This window comes from Salmonella sp. A1325 (genome assembly GCF_056991255.1).
Genome location: NZ_JAMLWO010000006.1, coordinates 128,418 through 145,812, shown reverse-complemented (window position 1 = coordinate 145,812; position 17,395 = coordinate 128,418). Strand labels below are relative to the sequence as shown.

General features: G+C 50.8%; 16 protein-coding genes. 7 read left to right on the top strand and 9 right to left on the bottom strand.

The features are described from left to right. Window positions 1–109 precede the first annotated feature (109 nt). The 3 genes from NAZ64_RS13755 to NAZ64_RS13745 all read left to right on the top strand — a co-directional run bounded on the left by NAZ64_RS13755 (window position 110) and on the right by NAZ64_RS13745 (window position 2,647). Window positions 110–718 (top strand): DUF1062 domain-containing protein, encoded by a 609-nt coding sequence (locus NAZ64_RS13755; protein WP_220569441.1) that lies wholly within the window; start codon window positions 110–112, stop codon window positions 716–718. 351 nt (window positions 719–1,069) lie between these two features. Further along, window positions 1,070–1,981, top strand: coding sequence for an STM4504/CBY_0614 family protein (locus NAZ64_RS13750; RefSeq protein ID WP_131046648.1), 912 nt, complete (start codon window positions 1,070–1,072; stop codon window positions 1,979–1,981). Window positions 1,982–2,185: 204 nt separating this feature from the next. Further along, a complete protein-coding gene (locus tag NAZ64_RS13745; RefSeq protein WP_023231489.1) occupies window positions 2,186–2,647 on the top strand; it encodes a DUF302 domain-containing protein in 462 nt (153 codons plus the stop codon). Window positions 2,648–2,663: 16 nt separating this feature from the next. Here NAZ64_RS13745 and NAZ64_RS13740 read toward each other — a convergent pair whose 3' ends face one another. Next, window positions 2,664–3,329: a dienelactone hydrolase family protein gene (locus NAZ64_RS13740; protein ID WP_220569440.1), complete on the bottom strand. Its 666-nt coding sequence runs from the start codon at window positions 3,327–3,329 to the stop codon at window positions 2,664–2,666. Between the two features lie 349 nt (window positions 3,330–3,678). On the opposite strand from NAZ64_RS13740, the gene uxuR reads away from it, so the two are divergent. Next, window positions 3,679–4,452 carry a Uxu operon transcriptional regulator gene (uxuR, locus tag NAZ64_RS13735; RefSeq protein ID WP_000841654.1) on the top strand — a complete coding sequence of 258 codons (774 nt, stop codon included), beginning with the start codon at window positions 3,679–3,681 and terminating at the stop codon, window positions 4,450–4,452. Here uxuR and trpS read toward each other — a convergent pair whose 3' ends face one another. Then, a complete protein-coding gene (gene trpS, locus NAZ64_RS13730) occupies window positions 4,453–5,466 on the bottom strand; it encodes a tryptophan--tRNA ligase (RefSeq protein ID WP_079944407.1) in 1,014 nt (337 codons plus the stop codon). Window positions 5,467–6,182: 716 nt separating this feature from the next. Here trpS and NAZ64_RS13725 point away from each other — a divergent pair. Both NAZ64_RS13725 and cuyB read left to right on the top strand, forming a co-directional pair. Next, entirely contained in the window at window positions 6,183–6,713 is a 531-nt protein-coding gene (locus NAZ64_RS13725; protein WP_076936289.1) for an Hcp family type VI secretion system effector, read from the top strand. Between the two features lie 238 nt (window positions 6,714–6,951). Next, on the top strand, window positions 6,952–7,686 hold the full coding sequence (cuyB, locus tag NAZ64_RS13720; protein ID WP_076728047.1) for a cysteate racemase: 735 nt from the start codon (window positions 6,952–6,954) through the stop codon (window positions 7,684–7,686). Between the two features lie 5 nt (window positions 7,687–7,691). Here cuyB and hypT read toward each other — a convergent pair whose 3' ends face one another. The 7 genes from hypT to mdtM all read right to left on the bottom strand — a co-directional run bounded on the left by hypT (window position 7,692) and on the right by mdtM (window position 15,907). Next, window positions 7,692–8,600, bottom strand: a complete 909-nt coding sequence (gene hypT, locus NAZ64_RS13715; RefSeq protein WP_000383509.1) for a hypochlorite stress DNA-binding transcriptional regulator HypT — start codon at window positions 8,598–8,600, stop codon at window positions 7,692–7,694. 118 nt (window positions 8,601–8,718) lie between these two features. Then, complete coding sequence (gene iadA, locus NAZ64_RS13710; protein WP_220569439.1) at window positions 8,719–9,891, bottom strand: beta-aspartyl-peptidase; 1,173 nt, start codon at window positions 9,889–9,891, stop codon at window positions 8,719–8,721. A gap of 12 nt (window positions 9,892–9,903) precedes the next feature. After that, complete coding sequence (locus NAZ64_RS13705) at window positions 9,904–10,365, bottom strand: YjiG family protein (RefSeq protein ID WP_220569438.1); 462 nt, start codon at window positions 10,363–10,365, stop codon at window positions 9,904–9,906. After that, window positions 10,362–11,033, bottom strand: coding sequence for a nucleoside recognition domain-containing protein (locus tag NAZ64_RS13700; protein WP_220569437.1), 672 nt, complete (start codon window positions 11,031–11,033; stop codon window positions 10,362–10,364). The genes NAZ64_RS13705 and NAZ64_RS13700 overlap by 4 nt, the downstream gene beginning before the upstream one ends. Before the next feature lie 870 nt (window positions 11,034–11,903). Then, window positions 11,904–13,088 (bottom strand): MFS transporter, encoded by a 1,185-nt coding sequence (locus NAZ64_RS13695; RefSeq protein WP_220569436.1) that lies wholly within the window; start codon window positions 13,086–13,088, stop codon window positions 11,904–11,906. Window positions 13,089–13,307: 219 nt separating this feature from the next. Then, the gene (locus NAZ64_RS13690; protein WP_001033033.1) at window positions 13,308–14,579 is read right to left on the bottom strand and encodes a DUF445 domain-containing protein; all 1,272 of its coding nucleotides are present in this window, start codon (window positions 14,577–14,579) and stop codon (window positions 13,308–13,310) included. 86 nt (window positions 14,580–14,665) lie between these two features. Then, the gene (gene mdtM, locus NAZ64_RS13685) at window positions 14,666–15,907 is read right to left on the bottom strand and encodes a multidrug efflux MFS transporter MdtM (RefSeq protein ID WP_220569435.1); all 1,242 of its coding nucleotides are present in this window, start codon (window positions 15,905–15,907) and stop codon (window positions 14,666–14,668) included. A 478-nt stretch (window positions 15,908–16,385) separates the two neighbouring features. On the opposite strand from mdtM, the gene NAZ64_RS13680 reads away from it, so the two are divergent. Further along, on the top strand, window positions 16,386–17,327 hold the full coding sequence (locus tag NAZ64_RS13680; RefSeq protein WP_023197796.1) for an Rpn family recombination-promoting nuclease/putative transposase: 942 nt from the start codon (window positions 16,386–16,388) through the stop codon (window positions 17,325–17,327). The last annotated feature ends 68 nt before the right edge of the window (window positions 17,328–17,395 follow it).

Below are 17,395 nucleotides of genomic sequence, written 5' to 3'. Positions count from 1 at the left end.
AATCTTTTTTTAACCCACTGAAAAATATCACTTAAATATTTTTCATACATAAACATTTATGGTCCGCTGAGTTCGGATCCGGTTTTGTATGGGTTAAAAAAGGTACGTTATGAAAGTCATATGGACTGTCACTCCTGTGGGGTATCAGCGCATAGCGAAACGTTGCCCTTCATGCAGCGTAAAACGGGACTTCACGCCTTCTGGGGCATTTCGGGTTAATTCGCAAAAGAAGGTACTCGATGTCTGGAGTATCTATAAATGCACACACTGCGATTACACCTGGAATATCTCCCTGTTCTCGCGCCTGCCAGTCAGTAAAATTAACCGCGATCTTTATGGTCGACTGATGGCGAATGATGCTGCCACGGTGCAATATTTTGCTTATGACAACGCGATCCTGAAGCGAAACAATGCTGAATTATCGGGGCAGCCTGATTTTCAAATTCAGGAACGGTGGCTGGTCAGTATCGCCTCCCACAAGCAGGTCAGTGTTAGCGTCAGGATTTCCCGTTCTTTTCAGGTCAGCCTGCTGTCGATTTTGAAGAAGCAACTCCTGTTAAGCGCAGCCGAAATCAAGAGACGGATTGAAACAGGGCAAATAAGTGGCGTCACGATGAAAATTCTTAAATCGCGAAAACTGAAGAATGCGAAATATGATTTGCAGCTCTCTGTTGAAACACTGTATGACCGGCGAAGGATTGTTCTGACCCGTCGATAAAAACAATAAGCTCACCTTACGTTTAAGTGTGCTGGTATGGCAACGACGTAACGGAATGAAAGAAGGATTAAGGGACAGGTGAGCTTTAGTTGAATAACCCTTGTCTGTGGCATTCAGTGAAGGCTGAATGCCATGGATAATCCAGATTTTCGCACCAGTGATGATCAGCAGAATGACAAAGGGCGATGGGTTACAATTATCTGTAGAGTAAATAAATATTCACTCAACACCATAAAAAAATAAGAAAAAGTGTCTCACTGTTGAGCTGATATTAATACCCGAACCACTGAATTAGAGTAATGTGGCGCTATTCATAGCGTAATTTTTTCTGTTGCGGTTACAGGGGGAGGAATGCACACCTTTAGACCATACTCACTAAGGCATAGCGATCTGTTATATGAAGATATTCCGTTAGAAATACGCGAGCAAATAATCTTATTGATTATCAATACGCTAGGAAGTTGCTCCTCTTTTTATGATATGACATTATACTGCTATCATAATAGTCATTCTGACGAAGTGTATCGAAGAATATGTAAAACGCTGCGCAAAGAGTATGGCTTATTCACCTTATATGCGCATTCGACGTCATATCTGGATGAAATGAGTAATCTGTTATTAAAAACAGATGATAAAAGAAAGCATATTGATACCATTGAGCTTGCTTTTAACTATATAGATACCTACCTTCGGACCTATGAAGTTACGCTTGGGTTAGAACCGGATAAGGCGATTAGTAAATTAAATAATATATTTCATGAGCATAGTTTAAAATATCGATATGAAAATGGTAAAATTGTAAGGTTGCGCAGAATAAAACGACTTAAAAATATATGTTATTATTTATACTCCCCTGGAGAGTATGGCTTTGTCGAATATGATCTTATGGAAGCGTATAATCGCCTGATGCTTAATGATTTTGCCTGTGTCGTAAGAGAATGTTATACAGTTTTCAGAAGCGTTCTTATCAGAATTCATGAGAGAAAAAGTATCGTATATCATGAACAAGATAGTTTAAATACACTAATGGCTAATCTGATGGCGAGAGGCATTATATCTGCTGAATATGTACATAAATTTCATTTTTTAAGTGACGTGCTGGAGTCAGAAATATTTCTGCCGATGGCGCCAGAAAAATCGCATCATCACTACGCAATGATGCTCCGTATCTCTGAAGAGTTGGCCTGTAGTATCTATTATCTTACTGAGCGGAGTATATTTTTTCTTACCCAGCGGGCTGAAGAAGATGGTGTCGCGCCATAATAATAATCGCGCTGTCGCTCAGTCAGACTGCATCATCTTCATTTAAATTTGTTCAGGCGTCGGAATTTTTTGTTCTGCCGTCTGCTTTTTTAGTGATGAGCTGTTCAGTGCAATAATAAGGGGTACAGTATGATGACTGATTTTTAAACTGCATATCATCTGTGTCGCATTTACTCATGGGTATTGGGTCAGGGAGAGAGAAGAATGAGCGCTATTTTAAAGCCTTTTTTATTGGCAATAACCCTGATGTTAATCTTAATAAGGCCTGGCTTTGCAACGGAGGATGGAGCGATAACCATGGTTAAAACCTACAGCGCTTATGACTATTTGCAGACCCGAGCGCGGTTGATGCACGCTGTCGCCGATCACGGTCTGGTGTTATTTGGGGAATTTGATCATGCCAGAGCGGCACAGAATGTTAACCTGAAAATGCCGCCGACAACGGTTCTGGTCTTTGGCAATCCTAAAGGCGGAACGCCTCTCATGCTGGCGCATCCCGAACTGGCGCTGGATTTACCGTTTCGGGTGCTCATTAGCCAGCAAGCCGATGGGCGAACGTTAGTCAGTTATCATCCCGCTGAAACGCTGCAACGTTATGGTCTTGATGCCGCAGACATACAGGCTTTGAAAAAACTGGAACAGCTCGTTGAAAAAAGTCTCCACTGAAGCGGAAAATCTGGCTTCAATCGGGCGATGTGTTTGCACGAGTGATGTCGCGAATAAATGCGGTCACATCGTCCATTACCTGATGCGATAAGGCGGCATCGAAGGTGGCGCTATCAGCATCACAGAACCCGTGCCGCGCATCGTACATTTTACACTGCACCCGGGGGCGCTTTTCCAGCGTCTGTCGCATGGCGAGGGGATCAAACGCCGGCTCATAACGCGCGATAATAACCAGTGCCGGACAGAGAGGCGCAAGATGAAGGTACTGGCGTATACGGGAACCGTAATAGCAAATGACGCCATCGCATAACCCACTGGCTGCACTTAGCCATGCGAGCGTTGCGCCGACGCTATATCCTACGACGATTAACGTCTCATACTGCGTTCTGAGATCGTGGAGTAACGTGGTAACGACGGCGGAATCAAAGCCGACATTTGCTGAAAAGTGACGGTAAGCCTCCTCCTGCTGTTCATAGCGAAAGGGGGTATGGTGAGGAAACAGCGCGGGAATATAGATGTCGAATCCGCGCGTCATCCATTCATGGCCTGCGCGTTGGATATGAGCGTTAATACCATAAATTTCATGCAGAATAATCGCTGCCCGGCGATGGCGGCTCGACAAACTGGAGGCGTTGCTTCCCCCGGATACGCCTGGGGCGAAAAACACGGTGTCTTTTATCATAACGCGTTCTTGATACAAAGAGAGCGGCTGGATTTTCGCCGATCACGCTATGTCAGAGGCATTGTTCCTGTCAATGTACAGACACATTTTATGGCCTGATTTTTGGTTGATAAATTTTATATTGGTAAACCAATATGCTGTTCATATTCAGGCATCAGGGCTAAAGGTAGAACATCAGTCGTGTATTGTCTATTGCCTTTCCTTTCATCTGGCCTCACTAGCGAAACGGGGCGCATTATTATTTTGTTGGTTGACCAGTTTCGCGTTTTTGGTGTGCTACGCGTGCTATCCCTCTTTACAAATGCTATAGTCTGATACCGGGAAATCGCATCGGACGGGCACGACCAATATGAAATCAAACACTTCTCAGCAAAGACCTTACCAGGAAGTGGGCGCAATGATACGGGATCTGATTGTTCAGACGCCGTACCGCCCCGGGGAGCGCTTGCCGCCGGAAAGAGAGATCGCTGAGAGGCTCAATGTGACGCGTACCGTCGTGCGTGAAGCGCTGATCATGCTGGAAATTAAAGGTCTGGTTGAAGTCCGCCGCGGCGCCGGGATCTACGTGCTCGACAGCGCGGATAATAACGAGATGGAAGGCGCTGACGTCAATCACTGTAATGACGCCGGGCCGTTTGAACTGTTACAGGCGCGTCAGTTGCTGGAAAGCAATATCGCTGAATTTGCCGCTCTGCAGGCCACCCGCGAAGACATCATTAAAATGCGCCAGGCGTTACAACTGGAAGAGCGAGAGCTCGCCTCCAGCGCGCCGGGCGGCTCAGAAAGCGGCGATATGCAGTTTCATCTGGCCATTGCCGAAGCGACCCATAACAGTATGTTGGTCGAGCTCTTCCGTCAGTCCTGGCAATGGCGTGAAAATAATCCGATGTGGCTCCAGCTTCATAGCCATCTGGGCGATACGCTTTACCGTAAGGAGTGGCTGGTTGATCATAAGCAGATCCTCGCGGCGTTAATTAAGAAAGACGCCCGCGCAGCGAAGCTGGCGATGTGGCAGCACCTGGAAAACGTGAAGCAGCGTCTGCTGGAGTTTTCCAATGTTGATGACATCTACTTTGATGGCTATCTGTTTGAGTCATGGCCGCTGGACAACGTTGATGCCTGATTATACCTGGAATAGCGTGGGCAGACCCAGTCCACGTTTTACTTCCTGTAGCGTCTTTTGAGTGACCTCATGCGCCCGCTCGCTACCTTTTTTCAGCAATTCCATTAGCATTCCCTTATCCGCAATAAAGGTTGCCCGCCGTTCGCGTATTGGCGCGATCAGTTCTTGCAGGCAGGTCTCCAGCTCATTTTTACAGACACGGTCGCCTAATCCGCCTTGTTGATAATGTGCTTTCATCGCCGCGACTTTGGCTTTATCCGGATGGAACGCATCCAGCCACGTAAAGACGACGTTACCTTCTATTTTTCCCGGATCGCTAATTTTTAAATGATTGGGATCGGTGTACATCGCGCTGACCGCACGGTGGATGGTCTCTTCGCTGGCGGAAAGAAGCAGGGTATTGCCGAGCGATTTCGACATCTTGGCGCTGCCGTCAATGCCGGGCAGACGGCCCGTATCGCTCAGGAGCGCCTGACAGGGTCGCAATACCGGCGAGGAGAAAAGACTATTCATCTTATGAACGATCTCATTCGTTTGCTCAATCATGGGCAATTGGTCGTCGCCAACCGGTATCATTTCGGCCTTAAAGGCGGTGATATCTGCCGCCTGGCTAATAGGATACGCCATGAACCCGACCGGCAGGGAACGGGTAAAGCCTTTTTGGGCAATCTCATTTTTTACCGTAGGATTACGCTCCACTCGGGCGACGGTAACAATATTCATATACAGCACCGTTAATTCAGCGAGGGCGGGTAATGCGGATTGCAGGCAGATCGTCGTCAGCGCGGGATCGATGCCGACGGCCAGATAGTCAGCTAACACTTGCGGAATATTATCGCGGATTTTTTGCGGATTACTGCCGTTATCGGTGAGTCCCTGCAGGTCGGCAATCAGGACATACTGTTGGTGATCCTGCTGTAGCGCGACGCGCTGGCGCAGTGAACCGACATAATGGCCGAGGTGCAGCGAGCCGGTGGGGCGATCGCCAGTCAGAATGATGGGAAGGGTGTTCATTAAGGACTCCTTTATGCTTACTGTAAAGCCGAAAGACGTCCCGAAACACAGTAGCCGCCTTTCGGCGGCTACTTAAAGAGGGATAGTGATCCGTGCCGCCTTCAGGAAGGCAGCCACCAGCGGAGATGACGTTGCGTAGCGTTGGATCGTTTCGTGTTCATGTGATCTAACGTATCACGACTAAACGTAAGGGTAAAGCGGCTGGCGTGTCGTCCGGGCATAAAGTCATATCGCCTGAACAGAGAACATGTTACTGACTTTGAAACGCGATTTTATAATTTGCTGCCCAAAAATACGTGGCGCTGAAAGGCGCATTTTTGATGCAAATCATTTATTACTGTGATAACACTGTGCGCGATAAAAACATTAAATATATTCACATAGTAAATATGTTCTATTGGAATGGTTGTTTTCGATATGACAAAAGTCTAAAAACCCATTGATGTGAAAAGGAATAAGAATTGTCTATATTCCGATTCTGTGGAATTAAGTAATTTCTCGGATAAAAATAAGAAATGATATTGATATTTCTTTTTTGATATGGTTCTTATAGCGGCTATGGTTATTCAGGAAACGATGCTTGAATGCCAGGCGTAATAGATTTCAGGTCAGTAGCGCTATTGTAAAATGGATTGTTGATGGCAGAAGGTATTTAGCAAGAATCCAGTTATAGCAGATTGTCGGTATTTAATCTGGTATACAGAGACACCAACGAAATGGCTGGAAAATGGAACGTTCTTTCATTATTAGCGTTCTGTCCTTGTCAGCCTGCTTTGCCGCATGATAATCACGGAGGGGGGATGGACGCCATCTATTTAAAACTGGACGGTATTGAAGGCGAAAGCCGGATCAAAGGTTTTGAAAACCAAATAAAACTTATTGCTTACAACCACAACCCGACGAAACGGGAGTCCGGCGAAGCGAGAGGGACATATATTGGAGGGTTGACGCTGACAAAGCCTGTCGATCTTGCTACGCCTGGCCTCTATGAGCACTATTGTAACGGGAAAACGGTGAAAGAAGGCGTGCTGACATTATGCCGTAGTGATAAGGGCGCAATGCTGCCATTTATTATTTATACGCTCACCAATGTGCGAATTTCACGCATGAGCAATCATGGCGACGCCGAAGGCAGCGCCACGGAGACCGTGGATTTGGTTTATAGCCATATTCGCTGGGATATTCCCGCATTAGCGTCGAAAAGCAAAACACGGCGGCCCCTTCACCGACAGGCGCTGTGGCGATGAGGACAAAACAAGTTTGCGGACTCGCAGTGGGCAATGCGGTATAGCGAAATGGCATTTAGCGGCTTGCGAAGGTCGATGAGCGCACATGTAACCAATCGATTGCCTGAAAAGGCGATAACGCGTGGCCATTACACCCGTTATGATTTTTACGCATAGCCGCTAATAAAACGGCATTTTTTATATACACATCAAGTTGATAGTGTGTTTCTGACCTTGACGTAAATAAGCGGGAAAAGCGATGAAACACACCATTGGGATACTGGGGGGGATGGGACCTGCGGCAACGGCGGATATGTTGGAAAAATTTGTTGAATTACGACATGCCAGTTGTGATCAACAACATATCCCGCTCATTGTCAGCTCTATTCCTGATATTCCCGATCGTACAGCATGTCTGTTATCCGGCGGGCCTTCGCCATACCGTTATCTGGAGCGTTATCTGCATATGCTGGAAGACGCCGGGGCGGAGTGTATCGTTATCCCATGCAACACTGCGCATTATTGGTTTGATGATTTACAGAACGTCGCGAAAGCGCGAATGATCAGCATTCTGGACGCTACCCTGGGGGATATTCCGCCATCGGCGCGGCACGTTGGTCTGCTGGCGACCAATGCGACGCTGGCGACCGGGTTATATCAAAAGAAAGCTCTGGCGCGGGGGCTGACGTTAATTCAGCCAGAAGACGCGGGGCAGGCGTTGGTAATGCAGGCTATTTATGCGCTTAAACGTGGCGATAAAACTGCGGCGCAAGCGCTGCTGCTGCCGCAAATCGATAGCCTTATTGCCCGTGGCGCGCAGGCAATTATTATGGGGTGTACCGAAATTCCGCTTATTGTGGCCGGACATGAACGCGCGATAGCGTGCCCGATGATTGATTCCACAGCGTCGCTGGTGCGCGCGGCGATTCGTTGGTATGAGTCCTGGCCAGACACCCGCGCCTCTTTGACCGGGGAACAACGCCTTACCGCCTGATGTGTTTACAGCGCGGCCTGAAGCCCACGCAGGTCGCGCCAAAATGTTTCGGCTACCTGACTCATGCGGGTATTCATGCGATAAGCATAAGCCTGGATCGGGATAACCAGTTCGTCGGCATCAAGCACTATCAGGCGCCCGTCAGTAATCTCCTGACGGATAGCATACTCGGGCAACCAGGCGATTCCGCAGCCGTCCATCGCAACCTGTTTTAACAATTCACTCATCGAAGAGACGAAAAATGTACTGAAACTCAGTTCAGCATGGCGAGTCAGAGTACGATTTATCAGTCGGCCCATATAGGAGTTCTGACTGTAATTAAGCAGGGGAAAGTGCGGCTGCTCAAGCGTATAGCGCGGCTCGCCCCGGCCATTGTTAGCGCAAACCGGAAACAGTCTCGACTCAAACAGGCGGATATTATCAAACGGCGCTTGTTGCAGGTTTTCATCGTGATAAGAAAAGATAAAATCGCTTTGCCCCTCACGTAACATATCCACCGCCTGGTCGACATCTATCGCCTCAACGGCGTAGGTAAACTGCGTCGGCATCTGCTTAACGATGGTCGGCAACAGGCCGAGGGAGAGCGAGTGGGCGGCGGCAATCTTGATTTTACGCAGCGTATAATCGCTGCCGCCACGCAGTTCGGTCAGATTACTTTCCAGCTGCTGTAACAGGTGGCGAACCTGGGAGTGAAAGATTTTACCCTGTTCGGAAAGTTGTAGCGGCGAGACCTGTCGGTTAAACAGTTCAACGCCCACGGCATGTTCCAGGGCGCGAATCCGCCGGCTAAAAGCGGGTTGCGATACGTTGCGGATAATGGCGGCCTGAGAGAAATTGCGGCACTTTTCCAGCGTCAGAAAATCATATAGCCATTTTGTCTCAATATTGTGCAAACCTGCTCCAGTTACATCCATTTACCGTTATCCTGTCAGCCGCCCGAAGGGGCATTCTACGTCCATTCGGGCGGCTGACAACCGCTTATCCCGTCCTCTTTCAGAATGCCGTGATGGGGCATCCTGAAACTAGCGGGAATTACGCCGGTTCAAAGGTACCTTTTACGCAGGCTTTCCCCTCATTGACCATGCGTTTGCCGCGCGCATACACCTGCTCAATGCGTAAATCTGTGCTAAAGACGAGCAGATCCGCATCGTTACCGGGACGGATTTCGCCTTTGCCGTCCAGACTGAGGAAGGCGGCTACGCTGGTCGTCAGCGGACGCAGAGCATCGGTCAGGCTGAATCCGTAGTGGTTAACCAGCGTCTGCAACGTCTCCAGCAAACTTTCGAAGCCCGCGACGCCGATGCCCGTCAGATTTCCGGCAGCGTCAAATAGCGGCTGGCTGCCGTTACCGTCTGAACTGAGCGTCACCCGGGAAAGCGGGACGCCGGCTTTTACCGCTCTGGCAATGCCCTCCGCCGGCGCGACGGGATCCGGGATACTGGTGGTAATGTCGATTACGCCGCCTTTAAGCGCAAACGCCAGCGCCTGCTCGAAAAGCGATTCGCTACGGTTGACGTGGGTAGGCAACAGTTTACCGATCGGCACGTCGCTGTTTTCCAGGATGTCATATAGCGGCTGTAACCCTTTTTTGCTGCTGCCCATATGAAAAACGCTGACACCGGGTTTGCCGCCCAGCAGGCCGCCAACGCGTGATTCGGCGGCCATGCTGGCGAGTTGATTCCCGCCGGGCGCGGCGGAACGGTGGTCGGAGACTGCGCATTTCACGCCAATGACGCGATCGATCAGCGCGACGTCTTTTTCTACCGAGCCAGTAATGGTCGGCGACGGAACGTGATAAGCGCCCGTGAGCATCCAGGCGGTGATCCCCTCCTCATTTAGCGCTCGCGTTTTGGCTAACAGCGACGCGGGATGACGGCTGACGGAGTCGGTGCCAAGCAGACCGACGACCGTTGTTATCCCGGCTTCCGTCAGGCGGCTCAGGGAGACTTCCGGCGTCCGCGTCGTCGGCCCCGCTTCGCCGCCGCCGCCGATCAGATGAACGTGTTGGTCGATAAAGCCCGGGCACAGCATACGGCCGCTAAGATTAATTACCGCACAGTCCGGTACGATATCGCCGGGGATGTCAGCGCCGACGGCAATAATTTTGCCATTCGCGAGCAGAACATCGCAGATGCCCCGGTCTTCTGGCGCAAACAGGTGCGCACCCTGTAACAAGGTAAACTCCGCGGCGGATAAATCAGGCATGATAACTCCTTATTAAACAATAAGCTGCATGACCCAGATCGACAGCAGCGCATTGATGGCGCAGACTGCGATAATATGCGGGTAATATTTGGCGTTGACTTCGGCAGTACCGAGACAGCGGCCGACATTCTGTACCGGGTTTCCCATCAGGTAAATGGCTGGCAGTAGTACGGTAACATCGTGGCCGCTTAGCGCGCCGGCGGTAGCCAGACTGGCCGCCACGCCAACGGCGCCGCCCATACTCATCAGCGAAGCCAGAAGCACCGTAGCCGCTTCGCCGGGAAGCCCCCACAACGCCATCACGGGCCGGCAGATATGGCCTACCCAGTCGAGCAGACCGGTAATTTTCAGCGCCTGAATAATGACAAATGCCATGACCACATTGGGTAACAGGTTGGTTGTGGCGATGGTAAAACCGCGGCGTGCGCCATCGATAAACATATCCATGACATTCTTACGTACCTGAGTCGTCATGATTGGGCTCCTTGCGCAGGGTGACGGCGTTCTTCGATGTTAATCCAGACGCGCAAAAGGTTTGCGCCGATAAATTTGAATAGCAGAATGACCACCAGCGGAATGATGACTGACGTCCCCAGAAAGGCGAATACCGCAACGCCGGAGGAGAAATAGTTGGTGATAATAGCGCTGCCGCTGGTCTGCCAGGCGGCAAAAATCACTTTATCGCGTTCGGTGATTTCGCCTTCCTGCGCCAGCTCTTTGGTCATACCCGCCGCGGCGTCGGTATTTTGCAGGTTGGCGATCAGCGCCAGTGAGCAAATGCCGGGAATGCCAAGCAATGGTTTCAGGATGGGTGTCATCAATTGCTGCGCCGCCCGCAGACCGCCCAGTCCATCCGTAATCGCGATGATACCCAGAGAAAGGATAACCGACGGTGCCAGCTCCAGCGCAAAAAGGAAGCCATCTTTCGCGCCCGTTCCGCCCGCGCCGCGAAAGGTCTGCGTACCGGTCACATGACCGAATGACCCGTTGAGTACGGTAAAATCAAAAACGCGCCACCAGCCTTCGCTTCCGGAAAATACGCCGGAAAAGAAAATAATGGTGAGAAAAAACGCCAGGTATCCCTTTATCCCGACCTTTTCTGTATCAAGCGGCATGGCCGCCCCGTCCACTTGTTGCACCATAGCGATCCCCGAATTTTTTTGATGATGTGTTGGTTGTAGCCACAGGCCAAAAAGCCCGAAACAGAAAGACCTTATCAGTCATGAGGGTAAGGGCAAAATGCAAGTATGTATCGTGCTATGCGTTTCTTGCATAGCAGCGCGAAAAATCACCATCCTCGCTACTGCCGGAGGCGCGGGGAACCGTGGACGGTATAACGCGAGGTAAAAAAGCAAAGAAACAGGTGTTGACGCAGGCCGGAGCCGGGAGCAGGAAAAAGAGGAAATAAATTTGACGTTAGTCAATTTCACGCCACTTAATTATCGTTGTTAAAAAATAGGATTTTTTAACCTAAATTTTACTTTTTACTGTAATTTTTCACGCCTTAAGAGGAATTGTCACGATCAGGTCAGTAGCCGCTGATGGGTCAGTTTGCGTCCTAAGAATCCTACGGGCAGGTAATAAAAAACGAATCATCTAATTAATTTCATGATGTGATTTATTTATAATTGTGATGATTTGAAAGGGCGCGATAATCATCATAATGGGATATATACCCAAAATAATTCGAGTTGCTTAAAGGCGGCAAGGGAGTGAGTCCCCAGGAGCATAGATAACTATGTGACTGGGGTGAGCAACGGCCCGTCAGGGCGAGGCCCATGGATGGGCCGGGTAATCCGTAGCCAACACATAAGCAACTTAAAGTATGAAGGGTATATAAAATAATAGGCAGATTGATAACACCAAAAACCATAAAATAAGCATGGTTTTTAGTGTCATTTTTAACTTGAAATAACGTGTTGAGGATGTGCTATTAAAAACAGATCCGCATTGCGCCGCGAATAGCGTTAAAGATACAACCCGGTGCGGAGAGCGCGAGTTTACTCTACCGCTTATTCACGTATCACAAACCGTTTTTGTTTTATCTGCTGCGCGGCGCTGATCAGCGCGGCAAAAAAGAGCGCCGCGGCGCCGCAAAGCGTGGCGTTGATAATTGCCGACGCGCCATTGCCTGACAGACTGGCGGCGAGCGGACCGAGAATTTGCCCAATACCATACGTTAGCGTCACCAGGCCTAACAAATTAATATTACCCGGTGCGCTGAGCTGTCGGGCAAGCGGCATCACCAGCGAGGTTGTGCCCATAAACGTGGCGCCAAAACCAATACTGCTCAGTATTAACAGCAACAACGAGTCGCTGGCGAGAGACAGCAGCACGCAGGCGCTCTGGATCAACAGATTCGCGGTCAGGCATGGCAGGACGCCCCAATGTTTTGCCGCCCACAGCCAGCCGAAGCAGCCGGGAATGATCGCCAGGCCGACCAACGACCAAAGGTGCGCCGTGAGTAGCGGAGAGCCCGCGCTTTTCGCCATCAACGGCAAATAGGTAGCGACAATGATGTAGCCGAATCCGGCGAAACCGTACAACAGCGTCAGTTGCCACCAGGGCATAGGCTGATTTTCGATTCTTGCTAAAGGCGCAGGCGGCAGCGCATGAGCGCGGGGGGGAATCAACATTGCCACGATTAATAGCAATATACCGGCGAGCGCTCCGGCCCCCAGCCATAGCGAATGGGCCGAAAGCGCATAATGTAAACCGCCAATGACATATTCGTTACCCAGTGCAATCCCGGCCCCGACGCCGGAAAAGAGCGCGGCGATAACAAACGGATGGCGGGTATGATGCAACACAATCATTGATCCAAAAATCATCATTCCCGCGCTCGCGACACCTGCCAGGAAGCGCACCAACATGACGACCGCGGGCTGAGTAAATATCGCCATAGACAGAATAAGAATACCGGTGGCGACCGCCGAAGCCAGCAGCATGGGGCGTAGACGAGAGGGGAGATGAAAAAGGCCAAAGGAAAACAGTAAGCTTCCCGCCAGGTACCCTGCATAATTGGCGCTGGCAATCCAGGAGAGTTGGTTAAACGTTAGCTGCTTTTCCGCCAGCATTACCGGCAGCATGGGCGTATACAGAAAGCGGCCAACTCCCATCCCCAGCGTCAATACCATCATACCGAAAAGCGCCGTAAAAATGGGATGGCGAGGTGAAGCGCTCTGAGCATGAACCATGGTTTTTCTCTTTGCTAAAGTAAGGCAGGAATGCCGGATTGTTGTTGTAAATGATAATAAAAAGTAAAATTAATGTTTCAAATTTGCAAGAAAAGAAAGTGAAGCGCAGGCGAATAACGGATTGAGAAGAGGGGCATCGGTGGGAAATGACATTAAATTAATGCCTCCCACGTGCGGGGTTTGGCAGTTAATCTGAACGAGAATTGCGCCTTCCCCTTCTTAGATACTGAGCAGTGCCGGTATTTGCGACAGTAAATATAACACCAGACCAATAGCGCCGCCGACCAGCGTGCCGTTCACGCGGATAAACTGCAAATCTTTACCGATATTAAGCTCAATCTGCTGCGACATATCGCGCGCATCCCAGCCTTTTACGGTATCGCTGATGTGGCGCGTCAGGAAGGCGGCGAATTCCGGCGCGACGCGGTGCGCGGCCTGTTCCAGATGACCGTTAAGCGAGGCGCGTAATGCGTCGTCGGCGATCAGTGTCTCGCCAAACCATTGTCCGGCATGAGCGATGCGCTGCTTTACCTTCGAGTCTTCGGCGTTGATATCTGTTTTTAACCACTGGCGTAGATCCGCCCAGATCTCGCCGAGATAACGGTTAAACGCCTCATCTTCCTTCAGGTAACTTTTAATGTTTTCTGCCCGGGCAGCCATTTCCGGATCATGTTTAAGTTTATCGATCAGCTTATACGTCGCGCGATCGAAGGCATGACGAATCTGATGCGCGCGATCGTGACTGATATCATCCAGCAGAGAATTCACCGCGTCGGAGACCAGTTCAGCGCTGTGTTCTCCCAGCCATTCGGTCGGCAGAATCTTCGCTTTTAACGGATGCTCGGTCTCCAGCCAGCGTATGATCTGTCTGGCGATAAATGTTCGGGAGCTGTCACGCTGTAACAGGGCGATAAGCTGGGCGATCAGCGTATCGAGTAACACCTGGTGACGATCGTTTTTGGTCATGCTTTCCAGCATCAGGGCGCTGGTGCCGGAAAGATCCACTTTATCAATCGCCTTATGTACCGCTCGCTTGAGCAGCCGCTGAATACGGGCGTCATCGGTTAGTTCCAGAAAGCCGCTCATAATTTGCAGCAGATGCTGCCCGACCCGGCTGGCGTTGTCCGGCTGGCTGAACCAGTTTCCGATAAGCAGCGCGGGTTCATGGCGGCGGATTAGCGCGATCAGCGACTGCGTATCAAGGAACTTCTCCTGCACAAATTGCCCAAGATTTTCGCCGATTCGGTCTTTATTACGGGGAATAATCGCCGTATGTCGTGAAATAAACGGAATGGGAATACGGCGAAACAGCGCCACCACGGCAAACCAGTCCGCCAGCGCGCCAACCATCGCCGCTTCGGCAATAGCTTTTACGCCCAGCACCCAGAAACTGGGCGGCAGGAAAAGCGTGGTTACAAACGTCGCGGCGGCTATCAGCAACAGTGAGAGCGCCAGGCGTTTGGCGCGTTTGAGTTCGGCGATTTTATTCATAGGGTTAAGGATAGAGCCAGACGGCAGGAACGTGCAAAAAACATCAGATTATCCTGTGCCGGATAAGCCTCTATCCGGCAGAGTGTTTACTTCTCAGCGGCCAGTTCTGCTGCCTCATGCTGGCGTACGCGCTGTAATAATGTCGCCAGGGTGAAGACCACGATCACTCCGGCCACCGCTGCCAGCAGGTGAAACGGCAGTCTCCCGCCGTGAAACCACAGCCAGCGGCCAACTTCGACCGACACCGCCATCACCGTCAGAATCACCATGTTCAGTGAGGCCGAAACCGTCCCTTTTGGCAAGTTGTTGGAGAAAAGCGTGAAGCGAAACAGCGTCGGGAAAATCATGCCAATGCCGAACGCGTACAGGCTGGTGCCCAGCACAGACCAAAGCCAGACGTGCGGCAGAAGAAGATTACCGAGGAGCAATGTCGCCAGCCCGCTTAACTGGATTGGTACGGCGCGCCAGATAAAACGCGGTCGGGTCGGATCTTTCACCAGGCGCACAACGATCATATTGGCCACGATCACCGCGCCGAATACGGGCACCTGCGCCCAGGCGAATTGCGAAGTACTCATCCCGCCGGCATCGATCAGGATCACCGGCGACACCGCCACCCAGCTCATCATCGGGATGTAGCTCAACGACAGCGTCGCCGCCCCGGTGAGAAAAATCGGGTTGCGAAACACATTACGAAAATCGCGCAGTACGCTCACCGCGCTGAACGGCACCGCGCCGCGTTGCACCGTTTCTGGCATCGCCAGCAGCAGGCCGCACAACGCTAACAGTCCCATCATCGCAATAATACCGAACAGTACCTTCCAGTGAACGAAGTGCATCAGCGCGGCGCCGGAGAGCGGGCCGATAACCGGAGCGACCAGCACAATGGAGGTAATAATCGCCATCAGCTTAATGGCTTTGGTTTGACCGAAAGCCTCCTGTACCGTGACGTAGCCGACCGTTGCGATAAAGCAAATGCTGGTGCCCTGCACAAAACGGGCAATCAGAAACTGCGTCATTGAGGTCGTCAACAGCGTTGCCGCGCAGGCGAGAGTAAAAATTAATGCCCCTGCAATCAGCACTGGCCGGCGGCCAATCCTGTCGGATAGCGGCCCCAGAAGCCATTGCAACGCCATTCCGCCTGCCAGATAGAGACTGACCGAGGCCGGCGCAAGACTGACGTCAGCATTAAAATCGCGCACGACGTTAATGATGCCAGGCTGAATCAGATCCGTCGTCAGATAGGCGGCAAAATCGTACAAAATCAGCGCCATCGGGAAAAATAACGTTGTGGCGCGTTGGGAGAAAAACTGAATAATCCGTTGCATAAAAAATGCGCTCCATGTCGGAGAACCCTATGATGGGACAGCGAAACTCAATACCGTCATCGTGACGTCAGGCAGGCGATGGAAACAGCGGCTGCGGATGTACTGAATTTCATGTAATCAAAAACGCTGCCGGTGAAAACACAGACAGGAAGAGACGCGTTCTGAATCTCGTCAGAACGTGTGGCGATTACAGATAACAATCAGCACATCACACCTCGGGAAATTTACGTTGCACGGAAAATATACACATTAAGTGTAATTAAATTTTGATGTTAATCAAAAGAGTTTGTCTGGTTAATAAAGATAAAGGCAGGGCGCGCAGGCTGGTATTTTGCGTGTTCAGTTCCGAAAATGCATGTGCATTACAGATAACAGGATTTATCTTCCGTCGCGCCTCGCAATGCTGAAAAGGTACGGATGAGAAAGGAATTTTCAGGAGGTAGAGTCGCAGCATCCTGGTTTGGGGTGATGGAGCGCCATGAAAAAATCGACGACCTCAACACCGCATGATGCGGTGTTTAAAACCTTTTTGCGCCACCCGGAAACCGCCCGCGATTTTATGGAGATTCATCTGCCGGTGTCGTTACGCCAGCTTTGCGACCTGCGGACGCTAAAGCTGGAACCCGGCAGTTTTATTGAAAAAAATCTGCGAGCCTATTATTCCGATGTGCTTTGGTCGCTGAAAACGCGCGAGGGCGACGGTTATATCTATGTCGTGATTGAACATCAGAGCACGCCGGATGCGCATATGGCGTTTCGGCTGATGCGGTATGCGATGGCGGCAATGCAACAGCATCTGGATGCGGGGCATAAGCATCTTCCGCTGGTGGTGCCGATGCTGTTTTATCACGGTGTTGATAGCCCGTATCCTTTTTCGCTGTGCTGGCTGGATGAGTTTGCGAACCCGGAAGTGGCAAGAAGACTCTATGCCGCTGCCTTTCCGCTGGTCGATATTACGGTGGTATCGGATGATGACATTATGCAGCACCGCCGCATTGCGCTGCTGGAGCTCATCCAAAAACATATCCGCCAGCGCGACCTGCTGGGACTGGTTGAACGGATTGCTTCGCTGTTAGTTACTGGTTGCGCTAATGACAGGCAGCTTAAAGCGCTGTTTAATTATCTTATGATTCAGCACGGACATACGCCTCGTTTCACCACGTTTATTCGTGATGTGGTAGGGCATGTCCCGCACACTAAGGAGAGACTGATGACGCTGATAGAGAGGATCCGCGCAGCGGATCGCAGAAAAGGGGAACGGCAAGGAAGACAGGTTGGTCTGGAGGAAGGGCTGGAAAAAGGTCAGCGTGTTGCCGCATTGCGTATCGCCAGACAGATGCTGGCGGACGGACTTGACCGCGAGACTGTCCAGCGGTTCACCGGCCTTACGGCTGAAGAGCTTCAGGATGTTAGCCACTAACGCGGTTCCAGTCTGAATGTTGCAGGCCCGGTGATCGCCGGGCAACGATCTCTATAATTATCGCTGAT